This is a genomic window from Curvivirga aplysinae (assembly GCF_009711445.1).
Lineage (GTDB): Bacteria > Pseudomonadota > Alphaproteobacteria > UBA8366 > Aestuariispiraceae > Curvivirga > Curvivirga aplysinae.
In genome coordinates, this window is record NZ_SMMC01000176.1 from 1 (window position 1) to 16,643 (window position 16,643).

Genomic DNA, 16,643 nt, shown 5'->3' on the forward strand with positions numbered 1-16,643 from the left:
GGATATAATATAATGATTTCCTTTAATAAATCTATGGCTGATGTGATATTTCCTGCATAGAATTCTTCAAAGGATTTATGACTTAGACGGCAAACTTTATCGATATTTTCGTGGCAGTTACTTCCTAAAACTTCATAAACGGTTACGGCTTCGCTACTTCCTTTGGCAAATACTTTTTCTAAAGGTCGGCAAAGTAATCTGCCTTTAATTTTCTCATATACTGAATCACTTACAAGCAGGTTGCTGTTATAACGCTTATTCATCCCTTCAAGTCTGGAGGCTAGATTGACGGTAGAGCCAAAGATCGTGAAGTTCTTTCGATCCTCCGCTCCGACATTTCCGACAATGGACGGGCCTGTATGAAGGCCTATACGTGTATTAAAGGCTGGTTTGCCTTCTTCTTTCATCCTTTTATTAAAGATTTTAAGGGCCTTTTTAACTTCTAAGGCTGCAAGGCAGGCATGATAAGCATGATCATTTTGTTTTTCTGGCGCATTCCAAAATGCCATCACAGAGTCACCAATATATTTATCAATGATCCCATGATGTTTATCGATAATCGGGGCGAATATCTCAAAATATTCAGATGTCTGACTTAGCAAAGCATCCGGTGGCAGACTTTCTGAAATAGAAGTAAAGCTTTCAATATCCGTAAAAAGGGCTGTGATTTCACGTGTTTCACCCATCAAATCCAGCTTTGTGTCATTTTGAACGATTTGCTTTACCAACTGGCGCGGGACATATCGACCAAATTCTTGAAGGCCTGACCGCATTTGTTCCAAGGTTTCTGAAAGTTGGTTAAGTTCCTTAATCCTTGTGGAAATTGCAAAGCTTTCATCTAAATCAAATTGACCAATTTTCTGTGATTTTTCAGAAAGTACGCCAATTGATTTTGAAACTTGTTTGGCAGCATAAAAAATTACAAAAAGCCCAATTGTTAAGATGACAATAAAAACCGAAATTGATTGTATCCGCAGTTTATCAGTCTCTGCATTCAATTCGGAAACAGGTGCGATGACCGCTAAGTGATGTTCGCTATATTTATTCATAAAATTGGGGGCGAGAAAGATTTGGAAGTCGCCAATGTCTTTTATACGACTTTGAATTGATATCTTTTCTTTACTAGTATCCAAATTTTCAAGACTAATTGCGATGAGTTGTTTATCGATCTCGCTGAGATTGTTCCGTCTCGGATGACTGATAATAGTCCCATCGGACATAAAGATGAAATTTGTGGCTGAAGGGCTTAGTTTATGTTCATCCAATGCTTGGTCTGTTAATTCGATGGCAACATCTAAGCCGACAACGCCTTTCTGATCCCTCAACGGCCGACTGATTGTGAGGCCGGTGTAATCTGTGTCTGAAAACTTGTAAGGTTTACCTAGCACAGTATTCTGCGCCTCTATTGCTGCCTTATACCATGGTCGTTTGATTGGATCATAAGTGGGATCATAGCTTCTGTATTGCATTAGGGTTTCAAAATTTTTATCTAAAAATGCAATATCTTCAACTTTTTGATTTGCAACAAAATTTATATGTCTTAATCGATAAACAGTCTCTGCTGGGATGTTCTTTTCGATTTGATAATTTTGAAATTTAAGGGCTGTTTCCAGCTCTTGTAACAATATTAATCGACCATCTTCTAATCCGACATAAGCTGAAAGGCTTCCAGGTAACAGCCGATAAAATGCGGATAAAGAACGTAGAATAGACGTTATATCACTTGTTTCATTATGTTGATATGCAAGCGTATCGGGTGAATGAACCATTTCATATTGAATGGCATCAGCGTTATCCAGTTTGATCTGAAACTCGCGCTTCAAGGCATTTTGAAACTCATCCACGAGCTGAAGAGTAAATTTTTCACGAATGGCCAAGCTTGTCTGTGTGCCAGAGATTATCAATGCAATCGACATTGATAAAATTAAACTAGTGAATAAGATCAATATAGATACAGAAAATGGTATCTTCTTAAAGTTCATCTTGTGCTCCCCCCTTTGATAATTCAAATGGTTGGATCAACCTCGATGAAAGATGATCTACCAATCATTAGATATCTTATAAGTTGATCCTAATATTTACTATAGGTTGATTATATAGAGATGGGAATAGCGAAGATTAATTCTGGATATTTTCTTTTGATAGGAACTCAGCCAGTTCCTGGCGCTTGATTTTATTGGTTGAGGTGCGAGGAATTTTATTCACTGACTTTAAAATAATTTTGCCTAAAGTATTCTGTGTAAGGGGGGCGACAATAGCTTTAATCTCATCAATATTTGTTTGTTTGTTTGGAACAATGCAAAGCCAGATAAGCTGTTCATTTTTATGGCTTTTGGTCTCACATATGCAGAAATCTTCTACATGTATCTTTGGGCGTATAAATTCTTCTAATTCAGGGATCAGTTTTTTGACTCCCCCGATATTTATGAGGTCATCTGAACGGCCTTGTAATCTAAGATGTTGTTCATCAGGTTTTAAGCCGACATCTCCCGGGTAAAACCAGCCTTCTTTAAATTTTTCTGCTGTATTTACGAGATCATCCAGATATCCATCCACCAAACCCTGTCCCCGAATACGAATGCGGCCCGTTTGATTTAAAACCGGTTGATCGTAATCATCAACCACTTCGACTTCCACATTAGGTAGGATATACCCTAATTCACCATCAATCATCGTGCAGATAGAGCCGGTTTCATTCGTCCCATAACTTTCGACGATTTTATCTGCGAGTTTTTCTATGGCCTGTTGTCTGAGGTGAGCTGGAATTCGACCTCCGAAAGTAGATAAAGTGAAGTCTTTGGGGTGTTTAAAATCTTTTGGCAGAAGATCCAATAGCTGACGCAGGGTTGTGGGAAGTAGCGTGATATGTGTTGCGCTATATTTAATTAGATTTTCAATAACCGATTGAGATTCCGGATGAATGGTACAGCCACCTGCCTCCAGACAAGCTGTGGCCCGTCCGTAATTTGCTTGAACGGCAAAGTTATAAGCGAGCAGCAATCGACTATCTTTCCGATACTGATCTTTTTCTTGTAACTGATTGATCCGAAAATTATGCAGAACCAGATTACGTTCCATAAATTTAGGTTTACCAGTGGTGCCTGAGCTGCATTGTAAGCGCATCGGATCGTGAGGGCCTAAAATAGAAACAGGCTTCTGATAATTGATTTCTGACTGAGTAATATGGTTAAATTTTTCGGCAGTAAAAAGAAAAATATTCTCTTCTTTCACATCTGGAATAGGAGAGGACGCAATTACCAGCTTTGCGTGAACCCTTAAGAAAGGCTCGACGCTTTCCATATCATCTCGACCAAAGGAAAGGCAGCGATATCCCAAAGCTTCGCAGGCCAATAAAAATAACCAATGGGGATAGAGGCGAAACCATTCAACAGCGACCATATCCCCTTTTGCGAGATTATATCTTTTTAAGGCTTCTATAAATTGACAAAGGTTTTTGGCAAATTGTGCATAAGTAATCGCGTGACCACCATCAACGACCGCAACGGCATTTGGTTGCGTTTCTGCATGGTCAAATAAACGATCAAGCGTTTGCGTCACATCACATATCCTGAAGTTATGTGTGTAAGTATAGGAAAATTAGGCTGGCTTGGGAACCGGGAAGATAAGGTCGTACGCCCAATTATAACAAAAAGCGTATATTAAGAAGAAGACAGAGAAACCGATATCTAAAATAAGCGCGTCCAAATAGCTGATATTTAGGAAATGTGCGACAATGAATATCCCGGCGATAAGCATGCCTGCTTCAAAGAAAATGGCATGGATTGTTCGAAATAAAACACCACGGGGGGCTGCATTTCGATACTTTAAATCCCAAATATCAACCATCCAGTTATAGCTAAAATTCCAAACCATTGCGAGCAAACTAAAGATAATACCCAGCATGCCCATTTCTTCGACGGAATGACCTGTGATTAGGGACCCGCCAACAGCCGTACAAAGAATGCCTATGATTTCAAAGAATACAGTATGTCTAATTCGATCGCCTAAAGTGCGCATTGCTTATCACCAAAACTATCTTTCCAGAAAGATATATAAAGATTTTATCTTTCTTGCAAGATAAATTGTCAAGAATGTAGATTTTTGCTAGATTTATATATCAACACGACTTACTGAGATGAATATGGAAGAAAAATATTCCCTACAATCTACTTTAAAACGTTATGAGGAAAACTGGCCGGAAATGGCTTTGCCTGAATCTGAAGCTGTTGTGACCTTGATGCGCTTAAACGATATTATGACCGAAGCCACAAACCAAACGATCCATTCATTGGATATTTCCCATCTGGCTTTTGAGGTTTTGGTGACTTTGCGATCTTACCCTGCACCACATCAGGTAAGTCCGACTGATTTATATAAATCGGTTCTTTGTAGTTCTGGTGGGATGACCAAGGTTCTAAAAAGCCTTGAAGATGACGGGTATATTTCCCGTATCGATAATCTGGATGACAAGCGAAGCAAGCTTGTGCAATTGACCGCCACTGGTATCACCAAAGCTGAAGAGGTGATGGAGGCCGTTTGTCAGGGTGATAAAGCCTTTTTCACCAATGCCTTGAATGATGAGGAAATTAAGAATTTGAACAAGTTATTACGATTACTTGTGCAGAAACTTGAAGGTACAAGAAATTTATAGAGCTGCAATTTTATTTACAGCTTTTCTTCGATTGCATCCCAGATCACAGCTTCCAGACAGGTATCATCATATCGGTTGATTTCCTGTAATCCTGTTGGGGAGGTTACATTGATTTCTGTGAGATAATCCCCAATCACATCAATGCCTGTGAAAATCAGGCCCTGTTCGCGTAAAGTCGGGCCAATAGCTTCGCAAATTTCATGCTCGCGCTTGGTAAGTTCGGATTTAACAGGTTTACCACCTACATGCATGTTAGAACGTGCTTCACCAGCGGCTGGCACACGATTGATCGCCCCAACAGCTTTGCCATCTACGAGGATGATACGTTTATCACCTGCACGTACTTCTGGCATAAAGCGCTGGATCATCAATGGTTCTCTGTTTTTCTCAAAGAACATTTCTAGCAGAGAGGCTAAATTTTCATCTTCTGGTTTCAGATGGAAGACGCCAGCCCCGCCATTGCCAAATAGAGGTTTGACAATGATATCTTTATATTCTGCACGGAAAGCTTTGATATCGCTTTCATTGCGGGTAATGAGAGTTTCTGGCATCAAATCCGGAAAATGAGTTACCAAAAGCTTTTCTGGCGCATTTCGTACAGAGGTTGGATCATTTACCACCAATGTATCTGGATGAATATGATCAAGTAGATGGGTGGCCGTGATATAACTCATATCAAAAGGGGGGTCCTGACGCATCAGGATCACATCCACATTGGCTAAATTCACCTTTTCTGAGGTGCCCAGATCATAATGATTACCTTCCTTATAACGAAGGGTCATTTCTTCGGCATGGGCAGAAACGATACCATTTTGGAAACTTAAGTCATTTGGATGGTAATGATAAAGTTTATAGCCGCGTTTTTGGGCTTCTAGGCCTAATACAAAACTACTATCGCCTTTGATGTCGATACTTGCGATATGATCCATTTGCAGGGCAACAGTCTTTGTCATGACTTTATCTTTCCAATTTGAATTGTGATCTTTGCAGCCAGATAATGTGGCTTAGGGTAAACTACAATCCCTAAATAAAAAAGAACAGGAATTATTCTTGTTCCTGTTCTTCAGCTATTTCACGTAACTACTAGATAAACATCATGTTTTTATGAATTAGTTTTTGATTTCTCTTTTTGCTTATTTAACCAATCAAGGCGTGCAGGATCGTCTTTTAGCTGAACGATCGGAATGACCCGGCGCACATATGATATTTGTTTCGTTTGTGCTATTAGTTGGTCAATCTCTGCATCATTTTGAGCAATACCAAATAGATATACAGTCCCATTTACAACAGATGTATTATAGTTAACTGCGTGGATTTTATCATCAAATGTAATCGCGGATGATAGATTGCTCTTGATTAAAAGATCGCGGGAAAGATCAATAAAGCCACCGTCATCTGTAACTTGAATTTCATTAAATACTTCTTCTACACCATCAACTTTCCACGCAAGTTCAATGGCATCAAGGCGTAATTGGCGATCACTTACTGTGCCTGTTAATAATGTACGCCCTTCGATCACATTTACACTGACATTAATATATTTTGCCCCGCCGTGTTTGCTTAGAGCTTGCGAAATATTGTAGGACGTATCGCGATCTATAACGGCTTGTTCAAACCCACGTTCTTCTAAAGCCATTGATCCTGCTGCTGCTCCGGCGCCAATCGCAAGGCTGACAGGATCGCAAGCAGATAATGTGAGTGCAGATGCAAGAATTAGAGGGGCTGCAATAATTTTTTTAAATTTTTTTGTAAGTAACACCAATATAACCTGACTTATAAACAATTTCCGAGAATATCCCTTATACAATTAAGTATAAGCAGCTTCGCCTCCATGGACTAGACCTGAAATATGGCAATTTTGAGGTATTTAAAGGCTTGTGGGTGGATTCCATGCGTTTTTAACATGGAGAGGGGTCATTCTCATCGGAATCACGAAAATAGCATCAAATTGAATGTCACAAGCCACGACTTCTGGATGTTTACTTTGATAGAAAGTTACGGCACGGGCAATACGTTCCCATTGTTTTTGTTGAATTGCGTTTTTCGCTTCATCCTCGGTTTGACGCGCTTTGACTTCTACCGCTATTAGGCTGTCGCCTTTTCGAGCTAATATATCAATTTCGCCTACAGGTGTTGTATAATTATATTCTAAGACTTTATAACCTTTTAAATGCAGCCAGAGACGTGCTTTTCGTTCAGCTATCTTTCCTTTAACGTGACTTTTATTTAACAGTTTAACCATTTAAATCTAATGCTCTTTTATAGATTTGTTTTCTTGGAAGACTCGTTGCTTCTGCCACAATTGTTGCAGCATCGCGTACCGAATTGGATTTTAACGCCTCTTGTAACATGATGTCTATATCTGCTTCGCTTGCTTCTGTTTGTTTGGCTGGTTCCAGTAGCAAAACGATCTCACCTTTTGGATTGCCGTTCTCGATATAGTAATTGGAGACTTCTTGCGCAGTGCCTCTTTTAAACTCTTCAAACATTTTTGTTAATTCTCGGGCGACAACAATTTGCCGATCCGGCCAGATTTCAGCGATGTCTGATAAAGTAGAGGTCAGACGTTTGGGGCTTTCGAAACAAATCAAAGTAGCGCCTGATTTACTCTCTTGAGCCAGAAATTCTGTTTTTGCTTTTTTCTTGGTAGGTAGAAAGCCAATGAATAAGAAACGATCGCTCGGTAGGCCAGCTGCAGCTAGGGCCGTTAAGGGGGCAGATGCGCCGGGGATTGGGTAAACCTTATGCCCTTCTTCAATGCAATCACGCACCAGTTTATAGCCTGGATCAGAGACCAAAGGGGTACCTGCATCTGATGCTTGGGCCACGATTTGACCAGCTTCCAAGGCTTCCATAATTTTTGGACGCATTTTATCGGCATTATGATCATGGTAAGCGAGAAGGGGCTTATTCAGATTATAGGCCTGCAACAGGCGTTTGGTGATACGTGTATCTTCACAAAGAACCAAATCAGCAGCTTCTAAAACATCCAGAGCACGTAATGTAATATCGCGCAAATTTCCAATTGGTGTGGCGACAACATAAAGACCTGCTTGAATTTTACTTTTGTGTTGTTTACTTGGCCCTAATTCCGCCTTAAAGTCGGTATAGTCTTCTTTTTGCTGGTTCATTTTTAGATCTTTATTAGCCAATAAATCTGGACAGGTGAGTGAAAAGTTTGATTGGGGTCAACATAAAGTAATTCGCAGCTTCTGGCGATGGTATAAGTCCGCGTAAGGCAAATAAACGTGATGAAAACTGAAAATAATAATTTTAAATTCACATATGCATTGCAAATGGCGAAGCCCGTTTTGTTAGCTTTGGGGGTTATGGCGCTTGTGACAGCATGTGCAAAACCGTCACAAAATCAGAAACAGGATGAAATTACTGTCACCTTATTCGGGTCCGGGCAGACGGATAATGAAGATGGTTTGCCACCTGTTGGACCTGATATGGAGGGATTGCCAAAAACTGAAGGAAATTTAGAGACATCTGAAGATAATGAATTGTCTCTTTCCGACGAAGAATTGCAGGCAGAATTAGATGAGGCAAATGGTCAATCAAATCAAGGCGTCATTGTGAATGAGGACGCTTTGCCAGCCAATACAGAAAGAACAAAAATTGCTCTTTTACTGCCCCTTTCAGCACCGGATGAAGGTTTGCGTAATGCGGCAAAAACCTTGAATGATGCAGCTTTGCTTGCCTTATTTGATCAAGGTAATCCAACAATTGAGCTGATCCCATATGATACAAAAGGAAATATGCAATCCACAGCCCAAGTCGCGGAACAGGCAATATCTGAGGGTGCAGATGTTATTCTTGGGCCTTTGTTGAGTGATAATGTACAAGCGGCTTCCATTGTCGCCAAACGCGAAAATATTCCGATGATGAGTTTTAACAATCGTCTGGATGCGGCTGGAAACGGTGTTTATATCCTTGGAAATTCCCCTCGTTTCGAAGTCGAAAAGGTTTTGGAATATGCGAGTCAGCAAGGATTACGTGACTATGTAGTTTTGGTGCCAAATAATATTTATGGGCAGATTGTGGTGGAAACAGCGCAGTCTTATGCGGAGATCCTAGGTATTACTTTAAAGCGTGTTGAATATTATGACCCAACTGCAACTGATTTTACGGACCTGACCCGTGATCTGGCAAATTACCGAAATCGTCACAATGAATGGCTTAGAAAAGTGGAAGAGCTGGAAGAGCGTGACGATGAAGTTGCACAGGCTGCCTTAAAGCAGTTGAAACTAAGAGAAACTATCGGTGATGTGAATTATCAAGCGATTTTGGTGGCCGCTTTGGATCAATTCACCTTACGAACCATTTCAGCACAATTATCCCAATATGAAGTTGATCAGCCAACAGTACGTTTTCTAGGGCTTTCAGCTTGGGATGATATGGGTAACTTATCTAATGAACCACCATTGGTGGGATCATGGTATGCGTCTTATCCTGATACGGGTTGGAACCGCTTTGCGAAACATTATAAGAAATTCTATAATGAAATTCCTTTAAACTTGGCTTCGGTTGCCTATGAAGCTGTTGCTTTGACCTCAATTCTTGCAGGACGTGACTATCGCCCAGATTTCAGCCAAGCGCGTTTGGAATATAATCGTGGTTATCAAGGTGTACGCGGGTTATTCCGATTGAGTAGTTTTGGATATGCAGAACGCCTGTTAGCAGTAAAGCAAATAAACAGAAAAAAGGCGGAAGTCATAGCACCGCCGCCTAAAAATTTTGATCAGTTATTAACAAATTAAATCAATAGATTGTATTTAATCTCTTAATCTTCCAGTTCAATTAAAACCGGGGCGTGATCAGATGGCTTTTCCCAGCCACGCGCATCCACGATTACTTTCAAGTCTTTGACCTTGTCTTTCAACGGCTCAGTGATCCAGATATGATCAAGGCGTCGACCTTTATTGGCCTTGCGCCAGTCACGGGAACGATAGCTCCACCAGCTGTAAAGTTTTTCGGGCGTTGGGATGATTTGACGCATGGCGTCAACCCAGCCAAAGGCGTCCATAACCTTATTCAAGGCTTCAACTTCTATCGGCGTATGACTGACGACTTTTAAGAGTTGTTTATGGCTCCAAACATCTTCTTCAAGCGGAGCAATATTTAAATCACCTACTAATATCATAGGTTTAGAGTTATCTTTCTCAGCAGGGAACCAATCGGTCATTTCCGCAAGGAATTTTAGTTTATGATCAAATTTCTCATTGGCTTCCGGATTGGGCTCGTCACCACCCGCAGGCACATAAAAGTTATGTACCTCAATTCCATTTGGAAGCGTGACCGATTGATGGCGACAATCAGATTTTCCAACCCAGTCTTTTTGCGTTTCATTTTCCAATGGAAGCTTTGAACAAATCGCCACGCCGTTATAGCCTTTCATGCCTACAATATAGACATGTGGAAAGCCTAAAGCTTTTATATCTTCCATAGGGAAGTCGGTATTTTGTGCTTTTGTTTCCTGAAAACAAACTACATCCGGATTATATTCATCATCTAATTGTCTAAGTAAATGAAGACGTTGACGGATAGAGTTAATATTCCAGGTTACCAAACGCATGTGATCGACTTTCTGATGAATTCATAATGACTTTCAATCAGCATAGAGGCGTTCTAAACGCTCAACAAGGACGGATATCACAGTTACCACAGAAAAACAGATTTTCCGTGGTTATTTATGTTTTGATATCGGAATGTTTTTGTTTGTTAGCCGCGTTTGGTCATCCAATCACGTGCTGCGTCACCGAATGCTTCAAACATTTGTCTGTTAAGAGGTACTTCCAGTGCACGTACATGTTCCGGATGCCACTGAACAGAAACCATGAAATTTGGATAATCTTTAACACTGATAGCTTCGATCACACCATCTTCTGCTGTTGCTTCAACTTGTAATCCTTCACCAAGTTTATCAACTGCTTGTTCATGGACCGTATTTACCCATACATCATCCAAACCGCCATTTAGTTTTTCTAAAATGCCCCCGGGTTGAATTTTAATTGGATGTTTCGGGGTGTAGCGATCATCAAAAGGAATGGAGGTATCGGCACGATGGTCGTTATTACCTTCAATGTCATGAACATATTGATGCATAGTGCCGCCATGGATTACATTTAATTCTTGATGACCACGACAGATACAGAAAACAGGCATGCCGCGATCTAGGACTTTACGTAGAAGCGGTAGATTGGTTGCATCCCGACCACGATCCAATTGATCTTCGGTTTGTTGGCTTTCGGCACCATAATGATGAGGTTCGATATTAGCTGGACTTCCAGTGAATACCACACCATCCAGCTTATCCAGCAATGCTTCCATATGTAATCTATCTGCAATAGGCGGGATCATAACGGCCAGACATCCTGCCGCTTCAACAACACTGAGGATGTATTTATCGCCTACTTTATAAAAAACGGATTCACCGCCTGGAAGGGTATCCCCTGTGACACCGATTAAAGGTAAAGTTGCTGTTGTCATAAGGCACCTATTATTATGCTTCTATCTTAAATCCTGATCATCGCAAAAATGTGATCACTTTTTGTAATATACGATGCTTGCGCTGTTCCTGCAAGACATGCGAAGGTTCAAGTGATTTTCCTAATAGGCAAAAATCATCCATAGAATGATAAGAAAATTTCAGGATATGTTTCATGTTGTATGAATTGTTAAACTACAAAATTGCTATCCTTGCTGTATGGGCAGCCTTGTTTTTTTCTATCGAAGTTGTTGCGCCTAAAGCCCGTTCCCCATTTCAAGGATTTGCACGTTTCAAAAGATGGGGCCGAAATTTTGGGTTGGTTGGGATCAACTTTGTGATTTCCCCGCTTATTGTGATTCCTGTGACCCTATGGGCGAGCGAAGCCGGATTTAACTGGCGTAGTGAATTTGGGGCGGCTTTCTGGGATCAAACATGGACCATTCTTTTTGATCTATTGATATTGGATTTCTTTATCTATTGGTGGCATCGACTTAATCATGTGGTGCCATTTCTATGGCGTTTCCATGAAGTTCATCATTTAGATGAGTTTTTAGATGTGACTTCAGCCACCAGATTTCATTTTGGCGAAGTTATCCTGTCCGCGCTGGTGCGTGGTGGGGTTATTTTGGTGATGGATATCCCACTCGCATCTGTATTAATTTTTGAAACGGTGGTTTTGGTCTGTTCAATTTTTCATCATTCAAATATTCGGATTTCAGATCAGGTTGATAGGGCTATTTCAAAGATCATTGTGACACCGAATTGGCACTGGATGCATCATCATGCAATGCGTGCGGATACAGACAGTCATTATGGAAATTTACTTACTATTTGGGATCGCCTGTTTAGATCGCGGGCAAAAAATAACCGGACCGTTGATATGAAAATGGGTGTAGTTGGCCGAAAGGAGAAAAACTTCTTGCAGCTCATTATACGTCCGATTGATGCTCCATAAGTTTTATTGATTGATTTTATGGTTCTTTCAGTAAATTAAGATCGCCGACTGTTTTATGTTAACGGTCGCCGCGGCCTCTCGACCAAGGATTAACAAAATAAAAGAGATCAGGGTCCAGTTCATCGCCAAAACGCGGTGCGATGATGGTCACTGTTGTTCTGTTTTGCTGTGCGTCAATGATGGTCCATTGTTTCAACATCATGGGATCATCCGTAAAAGTCAGGATCATGCTACCAAGCTCAGGCTCATCTGTTTGTTCAAACTGCATACGCAAAATACCGTTGACACGTTCATAGCCAATCAAGTTCAAGCCATCTTTAATGGAAAGATCTTCACTGAGCATAAAGTTGGCCGGTGTTGAGCCTAACGGAATATGCATCACTTGTTTCAGCTGTTTATCAACATGGATAAAGAAAGTGCCATCCGCCACGAGCAGGATCGGAACCGGATCGTCATATTCAAATCGCATACGCCCCGGGCGATGCATATACATATCGCCTTCAAGATAAGATCCATCTGGATTTGCTTGTATGAAACGAGCTTCCATAGTGGTAAGTGCAGAGAAGAATTCTTCCGCCAATTCTAAGGATTGGATAACTTCTGGATCGTTTAGGTCTGGCGTCGTGATTGCTGCAGTTGCAAAATTTGGCAGACCAATTGCAGTTATAAGTGCTGTTGCACTTAGAAGTCTTAGGAAATAACGACGTGTGAAAGATTTACTTTTTAAAAATTCTGTTGATTGAAACAACATTAATAGTTTTCTCCACTATGGTCCGGTAACAATACGTCGCGTTTACCAACATGGTTTGCGCTGGATACCATGCCTTCTTTTTCCATTTGCTCAATGATACGGGCAGCACGGTTATAACCGATCTGTAAATGACGTTGAATAAAGCTGGTGGACGCTTTGCGTTCACGCGCCACAAGCGCAACAGCTTCATCAAATAAAGCATCACCACTATTGGATTTGCCTCCGTCCATACTACCAAGGCCTGTTGTGGCACCACTAACATCTGTATCAAAACCACCACTTGTATCATCTTCATCTGTCACGGCTTCTACATATGCAGGCTGTCCTTGAGATTTTAGATAAGTGCAGACATTTTCAACTTCACTGTCGTCGACAAATGGACCATGGACACGTTTAATACGGCCACCACCTGCCATATGCAACATATCCCCTTTGCCTAACAATTGTTCCGCACCTTGTTCCCCGAGGATCGTGCGACTATCCACTTTGGAGGTCACCATGAAACTAATCCGGGTTGGGAAATTTGCTTTAATAGTACCTGTAATCACGTCTACAGATGGGCGTTGTGTTGCCATAATCAAGTGAATACCCGCTGCACGTGCCATTTGGGCAAGACGTTGGATAGAAGCTTCAATTTCTTTACCTGCCACCAACATTAAATCAGCCATCTCATCCACAATGACCACAATATACGGTAATGGAGAGAGGTCCATCGTATCTTCTTCGAAGATCGGCTCACCCGTTTCCTTATCAAAGCCTGTTTGAATTTGACGTGATATGGTTTCGCCTTTTTGTGCTGCTTCCGTCACCCGTTTATTATAACCATCAATATTACGAACAGATAATTTGGACATGGCGCGATAGCGGTTTTCCATTTCACGCACGGCCCATTTCAGCGCCACAACAGCTTTTTTCGGATCGGTCACTACAGGGGAAAGTAAATGTGGAATATCGTCATAAACGGACAATTCCAGCATCTTTGGATCCACCATGATAAACTTACATTTTTCAGGCGTAAACTTATAAAGCAATGATAGGATAATTGCATTCAAACCAACGGATTTACCAGAACCCGTAGTCCCTGCAATCAATAAGTGAGGCATGGTCGCAAGGTCTGCGATTTCAGGTCCACCGCCAATATCTTTACCAAGAACGATCGGTAATTTTGCTTTGTTGCTGTCAAAAGTATCAGATGCCAATAATTCACGAAGATGAACCATCTCACGATCAGAATTTGGCATTTCAATACCGATTACACTGCGGCCCGGAACCGTGGCAATACGCACGGATATAGCGGACATGGAGCGTGCGATATCATCGGCCAAGCCAATAACACGGCTGGTTTTTGTACCCGGTGCAGGTTCTAACTCATAAAGGGTGACAACAGGCCCAGGACGAACTTTGACGATCTCACCTTTAACCCCAAAATCATCGAGAACGGTTTCCAGCATACGTGCATTTTCTTCAAGGCCTGCTTTATTTTGTTCTTTTGCCTGATGCTGGCCTGAATAGTCGTCCAGTAAATTAAGCGGTGGCATTTGAAAGTCATCACCGTCATTTGGCGGTAAGTCCAAAGCGATTTGTCGTTCTGCCACGGCCTTTTTGCTTGGTTTTGGCTGTTCAACTGGTGTTTCGACACGATCGTCACGTTTAGGCACTGGAATAGGGGCGGGTTCTACTTTGTCGCGACGCACCGGCGCTTTGGCAAAGGTCGGTTCGATTTTTTCCCCTTTTACACGGGATAGCGTTTCTGTGGCTGCCTCTTGGAGATTGTCTTTTAAGTCGCCCGCATTTCGAATGCCGTCGGTAACTTTTTTGCTCATTTGTCCAATGCCACGGGCAGTTGCCAGCCATTCGCTCGGCTGAATACCCATAATATAGAATAATAAACCAATGGCGATGATACCAAAGCCAAGGGCAAACCATAGGCTATCCACCATAGGCAGAAGCTTCGTGAATAAACTTAACAGTAATTGGCCGGTAAAGCCGCCAAGGCCTGCAGAAATAGGCCATTCGCTTGGCGCTGGAATGGCTGCGAAACTTAAAGAGCTGAAGAGTAAAAGGAGGGGTAATAAACTCAAGCGGGCCCAGAAATGATGAACGGCTTGATCCCAGAAAACGCGCCAACCCCAGCCAAAAATCACAGGAACCAGAGCTGCACATGCCAAGCCTAAGGCTTGTAAACAAACATCGGACATGTAGGCACCCACTATTCCCAACATATTGGTTGGGGTATCTGGGGTGGCATGATTGAAATTTGGATCTGCGGCGTTATAGCTACCTAATGCAAGGGCATAGGCAAGGGAAAGTGCCATAAAAACAAGGCCGCCAAATTTAATCATACGTCGATTGATGATCTCTGCAACGCCATCAGGCAGAAAACGTATTTTCTGTTTTTGCGCTTGAGCCATGCGCTTTTAACCTCTTTGTTCCAACATCGTGGATCGAATAAGTATAACTGCCAAAAAAGCAGAACCTCCCATTTTACAGTGATTCCGCCATAAAATGGAAATAAAAGCTTTCAGCAGCTTCTTGGTGATAGATAAGAATTATGTCAGAAATTAGGTTAAACTGCGTCGGACTCTGGTGCAAATCTCTTTCACGGTTTTTTCATCATGCACTAAGGCCAGACGAACATAATCATCCCCCGGAGATTTTCCGCTTTTATCATCTGCACGGCACATATAGCGGCCCGGCATGACTTTAATACCTTCGTCCTGCCAAAGTTTAGTGGCGGCCTCTTCACCACTTAATCCATGTTTTGCAGTGTTAAACCAGACGAAAAAGGCCGCATCAGGGCTACGATAACCTGATAAATTTCCTAATTCTTCATCGGCAATGGAAATTAATCGACGATACAGGTCACGATTTTCTGCCACATGGGCATCATCTTTCCAAAGTTCGGTTGCAGCAGCAAGTAAGGGGCCGGGCACTTGCGCGCCGCCATAACCCCGTAACATGTTTAAATCCTGCAATAATTTAGCTTCGCCAATGACCATGCCACATCGTAATCCCGGCGCGCTGGACCGTTTAGACAGGCTATTGAAAACAAGCAGATTATCTAAGCTATCACCCAATGCTTTCGCAGCATCCAAACCGCCTGCAGGGGGCTCGTCAGTCCAGATTTCAGAATAACATTCATCGACTGCCAAGATAAAATCATACTTGCGGGCGGCTTCAAGCATGGCTTTGAGACGATCTAGACTTGCAACAGTACCAACCGGATTTCCCGGGGTACAAAGATATACCAAGGCAGTACGTCTTAGCGTTTCTTCAGGCAAAGATTCAAAATCGGGAATAAAATGATTATCTTCGATCGCATCAACCATTACCGCTTCTGCATGCCCCATCAAGGCTGCGCCAAAATAGACGTGATAAAGTGGGTTAGGCAGGCAGATGATCGGTTGTTCGTTGTTGCTCAATTGAGCACGTTTGCGATCTGCTGCATAAAGCCCTGCTTGGAAAAGGGCTTCGCGTGTTCCATTGACCGGGATGACATTGCTTTCAGGATCAAGAAAGCTTTCAGGTAAGTTATAGCGTTTGATGGCCCAATCTGTGGCAGCTTGACGAAATCCAACAGTACCTTTGATGGGTGGGTATTTGGACCAAAGATGGCTGTTTTTTGCTACTGTATCTGCAAGTAGTTTAGGTGGATTACCTTGCGGTTCCCCGATATGGGTGAGCAATACATCTTGATCCGGCTTGATATGACCAAGTAATTTATTCAGACGATTATAGGGGTAGTCGTATAATTGTTCGACAAGAGAAGTGTTACTTTGATCGGACATATCTT

At 41.9% G+C, this 16,643-nt stretch carries 15 protein-coding genes; 3 read left to right on the top strand and 12 right to left on the bottom strand.

Features of this window, described 5'->3' with window-relative positions:
- The 3 genes from E1160_RS08795 to E1160_RS08805 all read right to left on the bottom strand — a co-directional run.
- Window positions 1–1,982: adenylate/guanylate cyclase domain-containing protein (locus E1160_RS08795; RefSeq protein ID WP_155154778.1), on the bottom strand; the 1,982-nt coding region annotated here is incomplete at its 3' end.
- Window positions 1,983–2,118: 136 nt separating this feature from the next.
- The gene (locus E1160_RS08800) at window positions 2,119–3,558 is read right to left on the bottom strand and encodes a class I adenylate-forming enzyme family protein (RefSeq protein ID WP_155154779.1); all 1,440 of its coding nucleotides are present in this window, start codon (window positions 3,556–3,558) and stop codon (window positions 2,119–2,121) included.
- A gap of 39 nt (window positions 3,559–3,597) precedes the next feature.
- Window positions 3,598–4,017, bottom strand: a complete 420-nt coding sequence (locus tag E1160_RS08805; RefSeq protein ID WP_155154780.1) for a PACE efflux transporter — start codon at window positions 4,015–4,017, stop codon at window positions 3,598–3,600.
- Window positions 4,018–4,141: 124 nt separating this feature from the next.
- Here E1160_RS08805 and E1160_RS08810 point away from each other — a divergent pair, with 124 nt between their 5' ends.
- A complete protein-coding gene (locus tag E1160_RS08810) occupies window positions 4,142–4,651 on the top strand; it encodes a MarR family winged helix-turn-helix transcriptional regulator (RefSeq protein WP_218048801.1) in 510 nt (169 codons plus the stop codon).
- A gap of 14 nt (window positions 4,652–4,665) precedes the next feature.
- Here the strand turns inward: E1160_RS08810 and gshB are convergent, their stop codons facing one another.
- From gshB to rsmI, 4 genes are all read right to left on the bottom strand, one after another.
- A complete protein-coding gene (gshB, locus tag E1160_RS08815; protein WP_155154782.1) occupies window positions 4,666–5,604 on the bottom strand; it encodes a glutathione synthase in 939 nt (312 codons plus the stop codon).
- A 149-nt stretch (window positions 5,605–5,753) separates the two neighbouring features.
- Window positions 5,754–6,410: a BON domain-containing protein gene (locus tag E1160_RS08820; RefSeq protein ID WP_155154783.1), complete on the bottom strand. Its 657-nt coding sequence runs from the start codon at window positions 6,408–6,410 to the stop codon at window positions 5,754–5,756.
- Window positions 6,411–6,518: 108 nt separating this feature from the next.
- Window positions 6,519–6,893, bottom strand: coding sequence for a YraN family protein (locus E1160_RS08825; protein ID WP_155154784.1), 375 nt, complete (start codon window positions 6,891–6,893; stop codon window positions 6,519–6,521).
- Window positions 6,886–7,782 carry a 16S rRNA (cytidine(1402)-2'-O)-methyltransferase gene (gene rsmI / locus E1160_RS08830; protein ID WP_155154785.1) on the bottom strand — a complete coding sequence of 299 codons (897 nt, stop codon included), beginning with the start codon at window positions 7,780–7,782 and terminating at the stop codon, window positions 6,886–6,888. The genes E1160_RS08825 and rsmI overlap by 8 nt, the downstream gene beginning before the upstream one ends.
- Before the next feature lie 120 nt (window positions 7,783–7,902).
- Here rsmI and E1160_RS08835 point away from each other — a divergent pair, with 120 nt between their 5' ends.
- Window positions 7,903–9,414, top strand: coding sequence for a penicillin-binding protein activator (locus E1160_RS08835; RefSeq protein ID WP_155154786.1), 1,512 nt, complete (start codon window positions 7,903–7,905; stop codon window positions 9,412–9,414).
- 23 nt (window positions 9,415–9,437) lie between these two features.
- On the opposite strand, the gene xth is transcribed toward E1160_RS08835, so the two are convergent.
- A complete protein-coding gene (gene xth, locus E1160_RS08840; RefSeq protein ID WP_155154787.1) occupies window positions 9,438–10,229 on the bottom strand; it encodes an exodeoxyribonuclease III in 792 nt (263 codons plus the stop codon).
- 146 nt (window positions 10,230–10,375) lie between these two features.
- Window positions 10,376–11,143: a gamma-glutamyl-gamma-aminobutyrate hydrolase family protein gene (locus E1160_RS08845; RefSeq protein ID WP_155154788.1), complete on the bottom strand. Its 768-nt coding sequence runs from the start codon at window positions 11,141–11,143 to the stop codon at window positions 10,376–10,378.
- A 173-nt stretch (window positions 11,144–11,316) separates the two neighbouring features.
- On the opposite strand from E1160_RS08845, the gene E1160_RS08850 reads away from it, so the two are divergent.
- Window positions 11,317–12,099, top strand: coding sequence for a sterol desaturase family protein (locus E1160_RS08850; protein WP_155154789.1), 783 nt, complete (start codon window positions 11,317–11,319; stop codon window positions 12,097–12,099).
- Between the two features lie 58 nt (window positions 12,100–12,157).
- On the opposite strand, the gene E1160_RS08855 is transcribed toward E1160_RS08850, so the two are convergent.
- The 3 genes from E1160_RS08855 to E1160_RS08865 form a co-directional block, all read right to left on the bottom strand.
- Complete coding sequence (locus E1160_RS08855) at window positions 12,158–12,850, bottom strand: LolA family protein (protein WP_155154790.1); 693 nt, start codon at window positions 12,848–12,850, stop codon at window positions 12,158–12,160.
- Complete coding sequence (locus E1160_RS08860) at window positions 12,850–15,261, bottom strand: FtsK/SpoIIIE family DNA translocase (protein ID WP_155154791.1); 2,412 nt, start codon at window positions 15,259–15,261, stop codon at window positions 12,850–12,852. The genes E1160_RS08855 and E1160_RS08860 overlap by 1 nt, the downstream gene beginning before the upstream one ends.
- A 150-nt stretch (window positions 15,262–15,411) precedes the next feature.
- Entirely contained in the window at window positions 15,412–16,638 is a 1,227-nt protein-coding gene (locus E1160_RS08865; RefSeq protein ID WP_155154792.1) for an aminotransferase class I/II-fold pyridoxal phosphate-dependent enzyme, read from the bottom strand.
- Between the last annotated feature and the right edge of the window lie 5 nt (window positions 16,639–16,643).